At 38.9% G+C, this 14,120-nt stretch carries 13 protein-coding genes; 2 read left to right on the top strand and 11 right to left on the bottom strand.

Annotated features, from left to right (window positions below; all coding sequences use genetic code 11):
* The first annotated feature begins 36 nt into the window (after positions 1-36).
* On the top strand, positions 37-1,242 hold the full coding sequence (locus tag FFONT_RS02795) for an MFS transporter (protein WP_148683564.1): 1,206 nt from the start codon (positions 37-39) through the stop codon (positions 1,240-1,242).
* 8 nt (positions 1,243-1,250) lie between these two features.
* Complete coding sequence (locus FFONT_RS07090) at positions 1,251-1,388, top strand: nitroreductase family protein (protein ID WP_014557709.1); 138 nt, start codon at positions 1,251-1,253, stop codon at positions 1,386-1,388.
* A gap of 533 nt (positions 1,389-1,921) precedes the next feature.
* On the opposite strand, the gene FFONT_RS02785 is transcribed toward FFONT_RS07090, so the two are convergent.
* The 11 genes from FFONT_RS02785 to purD are packed head-to-tail and all read right to left on the bottom strand — an operon-like array spanning position 1,922 to position 14,119.
* The gene (locus FFONT_RS02785; protein ID WP_014557707.1) at positions 1,922-2,989 is read right to left on the bottom strand and encodes a formate--phosphoribosylaminoimidazolecarboxamide ligase; all 1,068 of its coding nucleotides are present in this window, start codon (positions 2,987-2,989) and stop codon (positions 1,922-1,924) included.
* Positions 2,986-4,332 (bottom strand): adenylosuccinate lyase, encoded by a 1,347-nt coding sequence (gene purB, locus FFONT_RS02780; protein WP_148683563.1) that lies wholly within the window; start codon positions 4,330-4,332, stop codon positions 2,986-2,988. Before purB ends, FFONT_RS02785 begins: the two co-directional genes overlap by 4 nt.
* A 10-nt stretch (positions 4,333-4,342) precedes the next feature.
* Complete coding sequence (locus FFONT_RS02775; protein WP_014557705.1) at positions 4,343-5,452, bottom strand: formate--phosphoribosylaminoimidazolecarboxamide ligase family protein; 1,110 nt, start codon at positions 5,450-5,452, stop codon at positions 4,343-4,345.
* Complete coding sequence (gene purM, locus FFONT_RS02770) at positions 5,430-6,440, bottom strand: phosphoribosylformylglycinamidine cyclo-ligase (RefSeq protein ID WP_014557704.1); 1,011 nt, start codon at positions 6,438-6,440, stop codon at positions 5,430-5,432. The genes FFONT_RS02775 and purM overlap by 23 nt, the downstream gene beginning before the upstream one ends.
* Positions 6,430-7,854, bottom strand: coding sequence for an amidophosphoribosyltransferase (gene purF / locus FFONT_RS02765; protein WP_148683562.1), 1,425 nt, complete (start codon positions 7,852-7,854; stop codon positions 6,430-6,432). Before purF ends, purM begins: the two co-directional genes overlap by 11 nt.
* A gap of 5 nt (positions 7,855-7,859) precedes the next feature.
* Positions 7,860-10,046: a phosphoribosylformylglycinamidine synthase subunit PurL gene (purL, locus tag FFONT_RS02760; protein ID WP_211206260.1), complete on the bottom strand. Its 2,187-nt coding sequence runs from the start codon at positions 10,044-10,046 to the stop codon at positions 7,860-7,862.
* Positions 10,046-10,735, bottom strand: coding sequence for a phosphoribosylformylglycinamidine synthase subunit PurQ (gene purQ / locus FFONT_RS02755; protein WP_148683561.1), 690 nt, complete (start codon positions 10,733-10,735; stop codon positions 10,046-10,048). The genes purL and purQ overlap by 1 nt, the downstream gene beginning before the upstream one ends.
* Positions 10,728-10,985 carry a phosphoribosylformylglycinamidine synthase subunit PurS gene (gene purS, locus FFONT_RS02750; protein WP_211206259.1) on the bottom strand — a complete coding sequence of 86 codons (258 nt, stop codon included), beginning with the start codon at positions 10,983-10,985 and terminating at the stop codon, positions 10,728-10,730. The genes purQ and purS overlap by 8 nt, the downstream gene beginning before the upstream one ends.
* 1 nt (position 10,986) lies before the next feature.
* Positions 10,987-11,391: a 5-(carboxyamino)imidazole ribonucleotide mutase gene (gene purE, locus FFONT_RS02745; protein WP_014557699.1), complete on the bottom strand. Its 405-nt coding sequence runs from the start codon at positions 11,389-11,391 to the stop codon at positions 10,987-10,989.
* An 18-nt stretch (positions 11,392-11,409) separates the two neighbouring features.
* Entirely contained in the window at positions 11,410-12,624 is a 1,215-nt protein-coding gene (gene purT, locus FFONT_RS02740) for a formate-dependent phosphoribosylglycinamide formyltransferase (protein ID WP_014557698.1), read from the bottom strand.
* Complete coding sequence (gene purD / locus FFONT_RS02735) at positions 12,614-14,119, bottom strand: phosphoribosylamine--glycine ligase (RefSeq protein WP_014557697.1); 1,506 nt, start codon at positions 14,117-14,119, stop codon at positions 12,614-12,616. Before purD ends, purT begins: the two co-directional genes overlap by 11 nt.
* Position 14,120 lies beyond the last annotated feature (1 nt).

The raw sequence follows: 14,120 nt of genomic DNA, 5'->3' as shown, positions 1-14,120 counted from the left end.
CACCTACTCTAATCAATAAAAAGATTAGTGATTGAATTGACTGCAAAGGGGTCGAATAACAGTTATTATTCGATAATGATCATTTTATTGATTGCATATGCCCTAGTATATTTTCACAGGACAATGACTGGTATTATGAAGCCTGAAGTTGATGAATTTTCTCGATATTATGGCATAAATGCCAATATTCTTCTATCTACAATGTCTTCAGCATACTTTTATGCATATGCAACCTCCCAGCTTATAACCGGTCCACTATTAGACTCTTATGGAGTTAAGAGAATAGGTGCCACCATGCTTGCAGTACTTTCATTGGGTACTATCCTTATGCTTTTAAAAAATGAGTTTGGCCTAATTGTAGGAAGGACTTTAATAGGCTTTGCGGCAGCTGTCGCATTTCTTTCTTATATGAGATCATCTTCTCTATATTTTAGCAAATCGATGCAAGCAAAATTAACCTCTTTCGCAATAATGATTGGGAACTTCAGTACAATAGTCTCGACTTATCCATTAAGGATTTTTCTTCAGAGGTTCGGCTACACAACAACACTTTTAATATTGGCCTCTATATCTTCCTTGCTTTCTTACTTAGTTTTTAAAAAATCGAGTGATGTAGGAAGCATAGAAAAAACTTCTAAGCTAAGAGAAAGATTTGCCGAAATGAAGAAAATAGCTTCAGAAAAGCACATATGGGGTGTCGGAATAGCCGCTTTAGCCGGATATGGCACTAGCATCGCATATCAAGCCACATGGGGTCAAAGGAACCTAACTGAAATGTTTGGGTTCAGTATAGGAAAGGCAAGCATTATGCTTATGATAATTGCTATAACGGCTACTATTTTCTCTCCTATAGTAGGCTTTATAAGCGATAATGTTATAAAGAGGAGAAAGCCAATTTTAATCTCCACTCCGCTCTCTTCACTTATTGGATGGTTTTTAATTTATATTTCATTTTACTTACACAATAGTATTTTGCTCTATGCTTCAATGATATCTCTTGGACTTTCAATAGCTTTACAAATAGTAGCTCCTGTTATGGCAAGAGAAGAAGTTCAATCAAAATACTCAGGAACAGCTACAGCAATGTTTAATGTTCAGGTCTTTTTCGGCATTGCTATATTGCAGACCATCTCAGGTTTTTTAAGCATCAGTTCTATGATAATTGTCAGCATAGGAGTTTCATTATTTGGAATTTTAGCATCAATTTTGTTCACGAGAGAAACATATAAACCTAGTCTTTAATTTTCTACTTGGTTAGGAAGATTTCTGAAGAAGTTTTTAATGCAATTCTTTCTAGAAGGTCGATAAGAAAATACATAGACAAGAAAGTTCCTGAAAATGATGTTAAGAAAATAATGGAAGCAGGAAGGAGAGCACCAACGGATTGATCTCTCCAGCTATGGAGCGCGATAAGAATAACTGATGAGAAATTAAAAGAAAAGATAGCCTAGACAAAGTGTTTTGAGTTTCATAAAGGTTTATAGGGGCTGATATTGATTATCTGATTTGAGCTAGAAAATATATTCCTCAAATACCTTGCTCTCGGAAGCCTCTAAGCCACATGTAGAACCAATCGGGATCGGGATGCAGGGGAATGGAGATGAGGGGATAATATTGATCTATGAACTTATATAAAACCTGAACCCCCGAATAAAGAATATGTTTTTCAGATAACTTCAAAATATTTGAAATTTCCTCAACAGCGTTTTGGGTTCTGCCTATCACAGGTCCCATAGCCAAGAGAATTAGTGGCTAACTATTGGCTACTCAGGTGAGTTCTCAGAGTTAAGGCCTAGACTTGAGATTGACGTGTTATTTCATGAAAATGCTTATAGAAATTACTTTGTTTTGATGATGAGTATCTGGAGAGGTATGATATATTTAAAAAAATGTAGAAAGAGAGAAATCTTTAAAAAAATGATTAGGTTAATACCAGTTCCAAGCTGTTATTTTCTTTAGCCATTTTTATTTCTCTAGCAATCCTCCTTCCCATGCTCATTTCTTCATTAAAGTAAAGCCATGAATATGGACTTCCGCTAATATATAAGTTAGTCCCAGCTACGATCCTGCCTGAAAACTCAAAAGCTATAATCTCTAGGTCATCCCTTATTATGGTTTCTATGCTGAATGGTCCAATTATACCAGGTTGCGCTTCAGTTTTTGATGCTTTTACAAACCTCTCCCCGTAATCTAATACTTTAGGGAGCAAGCTTTCTCTCAGAACCATTGGCAGATTGCCGACAACTACAAATGAAGGCTCAATAAAGTTTGTAATACCAAATTCGGATGGTAGCCTCTTCAGTCCATCAATATTGCTCTCATATCTTATATCTGCACCTAGTATTTCAATTCTGTTCTTTATTGGACTATAAAAGTAATGAAAGTAAGCAGGGGTTCCTATTACGTATTCTTGAATTATCACATTTTTCTCATCATCTATTATTCCACTTTTTTTGAGATCGCTCAATTTTTCTTTTATGTCTTTTTTCGATGTTGCTATAAAGTAACCTTTTCCGCCTTTGGCTCCTGGCAATTTTACGATCACGGGCTTTTCTATATCATCTTCAAGAGAATATTCCTTGGGAATTGGGATGCCTGCTTGATATAAAAGGGACATCTTCTTGTACTGATCGGCTTCAATTCTAAACATTTTCCTCGTCCCAAAATAAGGAATCTTGAAGGACTCGGCACATTTAATTCCAACATATTCCACAAGGCTTCCGTGAGGGACAAAAATAGAATTTAAGCTTTCCAGCTTTTTTTCTACTTTTTCAGTACAAATTTCATTCCAGCTGTTCACAACAATCAGGTGGTCAATGAGGTTTTCGAAATTTCTATAAAAATGCTCTCTATCATGGAGCGTAATAAGCGCTGTCTTAAATCCCTCCTTTTTCGCTCCGTGGACTATTTGGAGAGAGGAATGGCTTGCCAAAGTAGCAATAGTAAGGTTTTCAAGGTCGTATTTTTCGATTAAGCTTTTTACACTCATAACTCATGAAGCCTCTTTTCTGCATAACTTATGGTTCTTTCGATGAGCTCCCTATAGTTTCCAAGATATTTTTCGGGCTTCAGCTCTCTTTCCAGCTCTTCTCTAGTAAATAACTTGGAAATATCTTCATCTCTTAGCGCAGCATCTATTAAGCTCTCTCCTTCTTTCAGCGCTCTAGATATCTGCATGACTTTTTTGTGAGCTTCATGCCTTGCAAATCCCCTTTCAACTAAAAGGAGCATAAGTTTTTCGCTCAATGTTGCTCCTTTAGTAATTTCTAAGTTCTTTTTAGCGGCTTCAGTATTTATATATAAGGTATTTAGAAGCTTAATCATGTCATCCATCATTTGGTCCATAGTTAAGTATGCGTGAGGAAGAATTACCCTTTCACTTGAGCTATTGGTTAGATCTCTTTCATGCATCAGAGGGATGTTTTCAAGAGTGGAAATCACAAATGCTCTCATTATTTTTGCAAGACCCGATATTCTTTCTGCAGTGACAGGGTTTCTTTTGTGAGGCATTGTACTGCTGCCTATTCTCTCAGCGTACTCATACATTTCATTTATTTCAGTTCTTGAAAGCTCCCTCACTTCTAAGGCAAATCTGTCTAGTTGGGAGGCGAGAATAGCGAGAGAAGAAATAACTTCTGCCAATCCATCTCTTGGAGCAACCTGCGTGCTTATTAGATGAGGTTCAATGTTTAATTGCTTGCTTACGCTTTCTTCAATTTCCAGCCCTTTTCCATTCCAGGCAGCCATCGTTCCAACTGCACCTGACATTTTAATTTTCACAGTCCTTTTTTCCGCATCCTTAATCCTTTCCAGGCTCCTTGTCAGCTCATATATGTAATTTGCAAATTTGAATCCGAAAGTTATAGGATCTGCATGTTGCCCATGAGTTCTGCCTGGCTCTACATAGTTGGCGTAGTTCTTTGCCAATTCAATAAGCTTTTCAATGATCTTCTTAAGCTTTGATATCAGTACATCATCAGCTTGTTTTATTAGTAGGGACCATGTAGTATCGACAATATCGTAGCTTGTAGCGCCCAAATGAACGTATTTCCCGCACTCTCCGCAAACTTCTCCAAGTATATATGTGAGGGATGCAATATCGTGCCCAAGGACTTTTTCTTTTTCATATACTTCCTCTGGAGATATATTGCCCCCACATTTAACTACTGAGTCTCTGCAAGCTGGAGGGGCAAATCCTGCATCTATAAGTCCGTTCATAAGAGCATTTTCCACTTTTATATATGTCTTTACAATATTCTTCAGAGAAAATATCTCTCTCATTTCATCAGATCCGTACCTCCAATCAAATACGCAAATAACATCTTTATTCATCTCTCTCACCTCAAGTAAGAATTTCTTCCAGACAACCTTTGGTTAAGCATTCTTTTAATTCAATCGAGATCCTCCTGCCGAGGCTTATTGGCTTGCCAAAGTAAAGCTTACTATATTGACTGCCAATTCCCATGTATGCATTTGTCCCCCCTCCGATTCTTGTGGCGACATCAAATACTATAGGCTCAAGGTTTTTCGTAACTATAAGTTGCAATGTGTAAGGACCTATTATTCCAGGAGACTCAATTTCTCTTGAAGCTTCAACAAATTTATCTCCGATTTCAAAAAGCTTCTCAAGCATGCTTTCTCTTATGGTCACAGGTTCGTGACCTATTTCAATCATTTCAACGTCTATAAATTCCTTTAAATCAAGCTGTATATCTGCAGGGAGCCTGAGAAAGCCGTCTAGATCCGTTTGTATTCTTCTATCTATGCTGATTATTTCGTTCCTATTAAATGCTATAGAATTGAAGTAGTTTACATTGAAGTGTGACCCAATGACGAGCTCTTCTATGGACGCATGGTTTATATCCTCTTTATTGACTATGCCGTCGTTAACAAGCCTATTGAATTTTCTGTAGAAGTCCTCTCTGTCAATAGCTATAAAGAATCCCCTTTCTACCTTCTTAACCGCATGTAGCATTTTTACAATTACAGGTCTATCAATTTCATCAGGATTGGCGAAAGTTTTCGGCCTTCTTATTCCTGCTTTATCTAGAAGTTTATAGTAGTTCTTTTCGCCAGTTCTTTCCTCATACCTGAGCATAAATCTATTACCGAAAATTGGGATTTCAAATTCTTCTTCTATCTTATCATACCCCACATATACAGAAAAGCTCCTGTTCGGCACAAATATCGAGTTTTTTTCTTGAAGCTTCTTTTGGTGTTCTTTTTTTACGATGTCGGAGAATTTTTCTAATATAATAACTTCACTTATTACGGAGATGAACCTTTCATATGTTTTCTCCCTACCTTTTTGACATATAGCAATCGTTTTGAACCCTTCATCGTGAGCCCCATCGAAAACATCCAGTGCAGAATGGCTTGCTACCGCAGATACGCTTATTTTCCCACTATTTTTTATTATTCTTTCAATTTCATAAGACGAAATTCTTCCCATATTTATTCGCCTCTATTTTTAAAAGTCCTGAGCCTTTGGAAACCTCGCCCAAAATAACTGGGCGAAAGCTGTGTCTTTCTATAAGCTCAATTAATTCTTCTAAGCTTTCTTTCTCAGTAGTAAAAACTAAACCGACTCCCATATTGAAAACGCTATATGCTTCTTCAATAGGTATTTCCCCGTATTTCAGTAAAACCTCAAATATCTGAGGAGGAGGGGGCGGAGAGAGGTTCATATCTAACACTTCTCCTAAGACTCTTTTAAGCTTCTTCCATCCCCCTCCAGTCACATGCGCTGCACTGTTAATTAGATCTTTTTTTATGGATTCAATGATGAGGTTATAATACAGAAATGTTGGCTTTGTGAGCTCAACTTTTAAGTCCAAACCTTCTATTTCTCTATCATAACCTCCAATTTTTTCTTCGACTACTTTTCTGACTAAGCTGTAGCCATTTGAATGCAATCCGTTGCTCTCTACTCCAACAACAACATCTCCCTCCTTCGCTTTGTTTTTGAATTCAATTTCTCTTGACCCTAAAGCAAAGCATACAACATCCTTGCCGCTCACGATTCCAGGCATTATAGCAGTCTCTCCAGAAAGGAGAGGCGCCTTAACTTTTCTCAACGCATCTATCATTCCCTTAATTATCTCCTCAAAACCCTCTTCGTCTGCGCTATCCATCGCTATGTAGTCAGAAAATGCCAACGTCCTAAAACCTTCGCAAGCCATATCATTTGCATTCATGGCTATGCAGTCCCATCCTGCAACATCGAGCTTTTTAAACTTACTCAGTATTTGGACCTTTGTCCCAACACCGTCTACATGCAGAGTTAATTCTCTTCCGAATATTCTCATGTAAGGTGAATATCCTCCTACTCCTCCTATGATAGATCCCAGCTCATTGCTGAGCTTAAAAACATGCATTTTCGCAATCTCGTGAATATTGTTATGCTTCTGCAGGTCTACTCCTGCATCTTTATATCTCATTTCTCCCTCCTCTATCTATCAACATTTTTATATATTCACATGAGCTCTTCTCAGAAAAAGGATATTTGCATGAAAAACATGCATGACAAAGGTTTCTCAGCGGTACAGCTTTTATTAGATTATCTAGTGAGTTGTATATGAGAGAGTCGGCACCAATCATTTTCGCGATCACTTTTTCGTCGTTTTTAGCAATTACTTCACTCTTTGTAGGAACGTCTATCCCCATATAGCATGGGCATTTATAAGGAGGTGAGCCTATTCTTATATGCACTTTTTTTGCGCCTTTTAATTTAAGCTTTGGTACAAGATCGCTCATTGTAGTGCCCCTTACTATCGAATCATCTATCAAGACAACTTCCTTCCCTCTTACAGCCTCCTCAACAATATTGTACTTTATTTTAGTAACGAGTGGTCTTTGAAACGGGGGAGTGATGAATCCCCTTCCGAGGTATTTATTAACAACTATGCCTTCTTCTATCGGGATCCCTGATGCTTTGCTATAACCCAGTGCTATCACTCTGCCGCTATCAGGTACAGGTATTACTACATCTCCATCTACAGGAGCATATTCTGCAAGATATCTGCCCATATTAATTCTCGCATCATATATGCTTATTCCATTGAAAACGGAGTCGGATCTGCTAAAGTAAACGTATTCAAATAAACATGGCGAAGGCTCGACTTTTCTTTCGCTATATATTCTTTCAAGTTTTCCTCCATCATAAGAGACTATTTCCCCAGGAAGAACTTCCTTCCAAGACTTCTTTCCTATAAGCTCAAGTGCAGGATTCTCTGATGCTGCATAAAAACCGGACTCGTAAGAGTACGAAAGAGGCCTAAATCCATAAGGATCCTTTGCGATAACAATTCTAGGCTCGTTGGTTTCAACAACAATACTGTATCCTCCTATTACATAGTTGGGGAGATATCTTAACGCTTCCACTATGTCTTTTTCATTGTCAATGTACAGAGAATAAAGGACGTTGGCTAAAGTTATAGAATCGTTATTCTTAATTTTAGGGGAGATCCTGTATTCACCTTTTCTTCTTGCTAGCTTTGAATCAAGCTCTTTATAATTTGCAATTGTTCCGTTGAAAGCTAAGCTAAATTTTATATCGTTAGATTCAAGCAAAACCGGTTGGCTTGGTGCACTGTAACTTCCTGTGGTGGAATACCTGACATGGCCTATTCCACCGATCACTTTTTTCTCTATCAGCTCCTTTTTCCACGATTTTAAAAACAGGGAGAAAAGCTGATGCCTAGATCGCATAACGAGGAATTTTCTGTCTTTGCTTAAAACTGATATACCAAAAGCTTCCTGGCCTCTATGCTGTAAGCTATAAAGCATCATCGCGATCTCTTCAATCGCTTCTTTAAATGTAGCTTCATCTAAAAATGCGCTTATTCCGCACATCAACATTACCCCAAATTCTCCTGCAGGCTGTTCTCGTAAACTTTTTCCGCGTCTTGTAAGCTTAGTGAAGCAACTGTTCTGTCCCCATTTTTAAACTCAATTCTATTATTGTCTGAGACCATCCCAATAAACGATAGGTCAACCTTAAATGTCCTTGCTATTTGTATGACAGTATCTTTCATCTCCCTCGGTATTTCCAGGATGTATCTGGCTCCGCTTTCCGAAAACAATACCTCTGTCAAAGTCTTGCAACCCCTATTCGGCACTAAGGATAAATCGACGGTTGCACCGATTTTTCCTGAAATGCTCATTTCCATAATAGCTACAGAAATTCCGCCTGAGCCTATATCATGTACTGCAAGAGGAATATTTCTTTTTATGAGCTCTCTCACAAAGCTTCCAGCTTTAACTTCTGCTAAGGGTCTAGGATAAGGAATTTCACCGAACTCTTTTCCATGAATTGCATACAAATACTCGCTGCCTCCAATTTCAGGAAGAGTTTCCCCAACTATTGCGATAATAGATCCAGCTTCTTTGAAATCTAAAGTTTTAGCAATAGATACGTCATCAATTCTTCCTATTCCAATAATAGTAGTAGTCGGTTTAATCATCTTCCCCTTAGAATCTTCATTATAGAAGCTGACTTTTCCCCCTACAACAGGAAGGTTTAATTGTTCACTCATCCAGGAAACTCCTTTTATCATCTTTTCAAAGTACCAATAGTGATCGGGTTTTTCTGGGTTTCCCGCATTAAGCTCATCTACTATAGCTAAAGGCTCAGCTCCTACTGCGGTAAGATTTCTATAGTTTTCTGCTACTATGTTCGCTGAACCTTTAAAAGGATCTAAAAAAGTATATCTAGGATTTCCATCTCCTTTTACAGCAAACCCCCTTTTATCTCCTGGTCCTAACCTGAGGACTGCGGCATCTCCATACCCAGGTTTAATTACGGTTCTTATTCCAACTTCATGATCATACTGTTCGTAAATCCACCTCTTTGATGCTATATTCAAAGATGAAATCAGCTTCAATATAGATCCTTCCAAGTCTGTATCATCGATATTCTGAACAGGATAGAGCCCAAGAAGCGACGTATCAGAAGGCTTAGATTCCCTCTTAATGCTTTTTGGTCTTGCAAGCTCTTTAGCCGGCACTTCTGCGACTTTATTTTCATAATAATATATTGATAATATTCCGGAATTGTTTAAAGTCCCGATGACTGAATAAGCTATTTCATATTTTTCAAGTATTTTCTTAACATCTTCAAAATTTTTCCCATCAATTATAAGTAGCATTCTCTCCTGGCTTTCCGAAACGAGCATTTCAAGAGGAGTGAGATTGGTCCTCAGGTGTAGCTTATCAAGTTTGACTTCAGCCCCCAAGGAGAATTCTGAGAGCGTTTCGCTGAGTGCTGTAGTAAGTCCTCCCCCTCCCAGATCCTTTACATAGTTTACTAATTTCCTCTCTATCATTTCAAGTATGGCACTTATCAAGAGCTTTTCAGTAAGCGCGTCACCTATTTGCACCGCCCCGATCTCCTTTTCAGGCTCCCCGCTCAGCGACTTTGATGCGAAGCTACTTCCGAGTATTCCGTCTCTTCCAGTAGGGTTCCCAATTACAACGATCAAGTTGCCACTTTCCGCTTTTCCCTTCATTAAATTCTCCTTTTTAACTATTCCTACGCACCCAACATTGACCAGTGGCTGGGTGTTGAAAGAAGGATCAAACCACGTATCTCCAGATACTGTAGGGACTCCGATTCTATTGCCGTAATCACTTATTCCCTTTACAATGCCTTTAATTAGCCAATTAGCGTGAGGATTTTTAGGTTCCCCTAAGTAAAGAAGATCTAATAGAGCAACAGGTTTAGCCCCTAAGGTGAGAACATCTCTCACCACTCCTCCTATTCCTGTTGCAGCGCCGTTATAAGGATCTACAGCAGAAGGGTGATTGTGGCTTTCTATTTTAAATACTACGAGTGTATCGGGGAAGAGCTCGACCGCAGGAGCATCTTTCCCAATTCCAACAACTACATGCTCACCTCTAGTATATAAAAGCTTCAGAAGGTCTCTGCTGCTTTTATATGAGCAGTGCTCGCTCCATTGTGCTTCAAACATTGCAAGTTCTTCGCCTGTAGGCTCTCTACCTAGCAAACTTTTTATTTCTTGAACTTCTTCCTTCGTTAAAGGCATTACCATCCCCTCTTTAGAGAATCTTCAAGGCTTTTGAAGAACAAGCCTCCATTTCCGTGAAAGCCCCTAGGAGAAAGAATCTCTGTATATGCCCTCTCTGGATGTGGCATCAGTCCAAGCACATTGCCTTCCTCATTTCCTATGCCAGCGATATCATAAAAGCTTCCGTTCGGATTCCAACCGTTTTCATAGTAAATAATCGGTGAGGAATTTGAAATAGCTTTGAACTTTTCGCTATCAATGTAGAATCTTCCCTCAGCATGAGCTATAGGCATGTCTATTTTTTCTTTTTTATTGGCAAGCTTAAGCCATGGACCTTTTGGGTTCTCTATACTCACTCTAGTCCATCTGCATATAAATCTTCCCAACTCGTTTGGAAGCAGAACTCCAGGAAGAAGGGAAGATTCGACAAGAATTTGGAACCCATTGCATATTCCCAGGACAGGCTTTCCGTTTATTGCCTCTTCAACAACTTCTTCCATTGCCTTAGATCTCGCAGCTATAGCACCTGCCCTCAGCCAATCACCATAGCTGAACCCTCCCGGAATTATTATCGCATCATATTTTTTACCCTTGAAGTCTTTATGCCAAACTATTTCTGCATCTAAACTAGTCAGCTCTTTAATGGCTGAGACCGTGTCAAGGTCGCAATTAGTTCCTGGAAAGCTAATCACTGCGACCTTATTCACGCACAAACACCTCAATTTCCTGAGCTATCGGGTTATATATTCTAAGCTTTTCGCAAAGCTCTCTAACAGTACTTATCGCATTTTCTTTGGTATCTGATTCTACGAGCATTGAAAAGTATTTTCCAGTTGTTACTTTTTTTACGTTAGCATAACCTTTTTTTAAAATGAGGTCTTTATGAATTATTTCGCTTTCAGGATCTCTTAGCTCTTTTCTATAAGTTATAATCACTTCGACTTTGTACAGACCCAATCTAAACACCTCTGCATAGGCTTATAATTCTCACAGCCAAATGAGCTGCATTCTCAGGATTATCGATCCCAACCGTTGCCACAGGCACACCCTTCGGCATCTGGACTATGCTTAACAGAGAATCCAACCCTCCTAGACTTACATTTAAAGGAACTCCAATAACGGGCTTATTTGTTCTTGAAGCGATAAACCCAGGGAGATGTGCGGACAGCCCAGCCATTGCAATAAAAACGTCTACGTCGGAATTTGATATGTAATTCTCAAGATCTTTTGGATTCCTGTGAGCGCTCAGAACTTTTATTTCGAACTCTATGCTATTTTCTTTTAAAATCTTTGAAGCCCTTTCTGAAAAAGGTAGATCTCTTTCGCTTCCAACTATTATAGAGACTTTTCCCTTACAGGTCAAATCTAATTACACCCCTCCTTATTGTTTTATTTTCAAAAAAGACGATGCTTTCCTTACTTTCTCTAGCGCTTCTTCCGTATTTTTCCCTCTCGCCAGGAGTAGTGCCATTCTTCTGTCTTTATAGCTGAAAGGTTTGCCGAATATCCTCAAACCTACGCCAGGTATTGAAAGTGCGCTGTATACGCCCTCAATTACGGAACTCCAACTATTTTCTAAGCTGGAATAAATTGCGAGGCTTGCACCTGGAGAAATTATATCGACTTTTGGAACAGGAAGCCCTAAAGCAGCTCTCACATGAATAGCAAATTCATTAAAGTCTTGAGTGACCATAGTCACCATACCTGTGTCATGAGGCCTTGGAGCAACTTCACTGAAAAGAACTCTCCCATCTTTCGTCAAGAAAAGCTCTACTCCAAATATTCCTTTTCCTCCTAACCTATTAGCGACCTTAATAGCTATGCTTTTAGCACTAGCCAGGATATTCTTATCCTTTACTGAAGGTTGCCATGACTCGATGTAGTGATATTTTCCATACCTCCAGTGCTCAACTGGCTCGCATGTCTCAGTACTTATTCCTCCACTTTCACTTTCATATCTATAAACTAAAACAGTGAGTTCCGTCTCAAGCTCTACAAACTCCTCTACAATAACTCTTTTACTCTTTCCTCTCGCATGACCTATTGCATAGGTGTAGCCTTTTCTGATCTCTTCCTTGCTTCCTTCCTTAATTTTGAAATGTCCATGCCCGCTACTACTCATTTCAGGTTTTATAATGCAAGGGTATCCCACTTTTTCACAACCTTCAATAGCTTCTTCCTCATTCTCAGCTACAAAATATCTCGTTGTAGGAAGGTTAAGTTGGACCGATGCTACATTTCTCAGCTCAATTCTATTCATTGCAATCCTTACTGCATCCGAATTAGGTATAACTTCAAATCCTTCATCTTCGAGTTCTTCTAATGCTTCAAATGATATTGCTTCTACTTCAGGAATAATTACATCAGGTCTTTCCCTATATGCTAGTGCCTTAATTGCCTCCTTGTTCATCATATCAACAATATATCTTTTACTTGAGACGTGCATTGCGGGGGCGAAGTCATATCTATCGACCGCAATTGTTTCAGCCCCAAGCCTCTGCGCTTCTATAGAAATCTCCTTCCCAAGCTCTCCGCTTCCCAATAGCATGACTTTAATTGGTTTTGAAAGAGTAGTTAGTGGAAGGCTATTTCTCACTTTCGCTCACCTTTTTAAATCCTAATAATGGGTTAGAAATGATCCCTTTCTCAGGCAACCAAACAAAGAACTCTCCAAGCAACCCCTTTTTCTCTCTATATTTGTATGCCCTCCTCATCCTCTCAGCGACTTTAGTTCTTTCTCTTATCATGCTCAGCGAGCCTATGTCGCTTCTGTAAAAAAGTGGCCACCCATCTTCAGCTTCTATAAGATTTGAAGCTTTTTCGCTTTTTTCATATGCAACTTCATATTTGCTGTCGTAGCAAACTATCTCAATAGCTCTTGACCCTTTTGTCAGCATTTTTCCATCTTTTTGTTCGACACTTCCGTATAGAGCTTCGCAACCGAGGTTCCTAATCTTTTTCTCATCAATAGTGATAGGATGGTTTGATGCTTCATTTCTATATAAAGGATAACCCAACGGAGCTATTGCTTTAACTACTACAGAAACATCATCTTTGAATTTCAAGCTAGCACTCGATAGCTTTTCTCTTGATGCTTTATCAACGAATTCTAAGAAGTCTCCCTCTACTAACGGCAATAAGGCACTAATTTCAGGATCTCCAAATCTGCTGTAGAATTCGATCACAGTAGGTCCCCATACCCAAGTTAACATCATCTGTCCTGCCAAAACGCCAACGTATGGTTCCTTTGTCTCCTTCTTCAAGTTCTCCAGAACTTTTTCAACAATTTCCTTTGTTTTGTTGAACTCCTCTTTTGTTAGAAAAGGCGGATACATGCCCGGACCAGAAATGCACCCCATACCTCCAGTTTCAGGTCCTATGTCATATTCAAAAGCGTGGGCATGATCCTGAATTATTGGAAGAGGTATCGAATAAAATCCATCAGAGATAACATGCAAAGTATATTCAACACCTTCAGCTCTCTGCTCAAGAAGTATTTTATAATCGATATCATCATATCCGCTAAGCTGCTTGTAAACATCTTCCGCAACTTTCATCTTTACAGAGCTCTTTTCTTCGGAAAGATAAGCTTTAGTATCTCTTATAACCCTAACTCCCTTCCCTCCTGCTTGTCTAGCAGGCTTAACTACGACATCACCTGCATATTTCATAAATTCTTCTGCTTCGCTAAGATCCTTAAATGCTTGGAAGAAAAGCCTACCAGGTATCTCATTCCTCCACATGAATGATCTTGCAAAAACTTTGCTTTGCTCGATCATTGCGTTCTTTCTAGATGCTCCAAAAACAAAAAAACCCTCTTCTCTTAAAGCATCGGAAACTCCCATGAAAAGGGGTTCCTCCCCTCCTATTACTATTAAGTCTGGATTTACCTCCTTAGCTTTCTCTCTCACAGTTTCAGCATTATTCGTATTCATTATAACAATACTACCTCCTGTTTTCTCAGTCTCCCTTTTTAGGCCAGGATTTAAATAATCAGCAAAAACGTAAATTCTTGAAAGCATAGTACTATCCATGAAAAGCTTCGCCAGCGCATGCTCTCTAGCGCCTGATCCAACAATTAAAACCCTCATT

This window comes from Fervidicoccus fontis Kam940 (genome assembly GCF_000258425.1).
Classification (GTDB): domain Archaea; phylum Thermoproteota; class Thermoprotei_A; order Sulfolobales; family Fervidicoccaceae; genus Fervidicoccus; species Fervidicoccus fontis.
This window is presented reverse-complemented; position numbering and strand designations above follow the sequence as displayed.

What these genes read in the sequence shown, in the direction of transcription:
- FFONT_RS02785 (WP_014557707.1), bottom strand. Translation starts at nt 2,989, where the DNA reads ATGAGTGTAAAAAGCTTAATCGAAAAATACGACCTTGAAAACCTTACT.
- purB (WP_148683563.1), bottom strand. Translation starts at nt 4,332, where the DNA reads ATGAATAAAGATGTTATTTGCGTATTTGATTGGAGGTACGGATCTGAT.
- FFONT_RS02775 (WP_014557705.1), bottom strand. Translation starts at nt 5,452, where the DNA reads ATGGGAAGAATTTCGTCTTATGAAATTGAAAGAATAATAAAAAATAGT.
- purM (WP_014557704.1), bottom strand. Translation starts at nt 6,440, where the DNA reads ATGAGATATAAAGATGCAGGAGTAGACCTGCAGAAGCATAACAATATT.
- purF (WP_148683562.1), bottom strand. Translation starts at nt 7,854, where the DNA reads ATGTGCGGAATAAGCGCATTTTTAGATGAAGCTACATTTAAAGAAGCG.
- purL (WP_211206260.1), bottom strand. Translation starts at nt 10,046, where the DNA reads ATGCCTTTAACGAAGGAAGAAGTTCAAGAAATAAAAAGTTTGCTAGGT.
- purD (WP_014557697.1), bottom strand. Translation starts at nt 14,119, where the DNA reads ATGAGGGTTTTAATTGTTGGATCAGGCGCTAGAGAGCATGCGCTGGCG.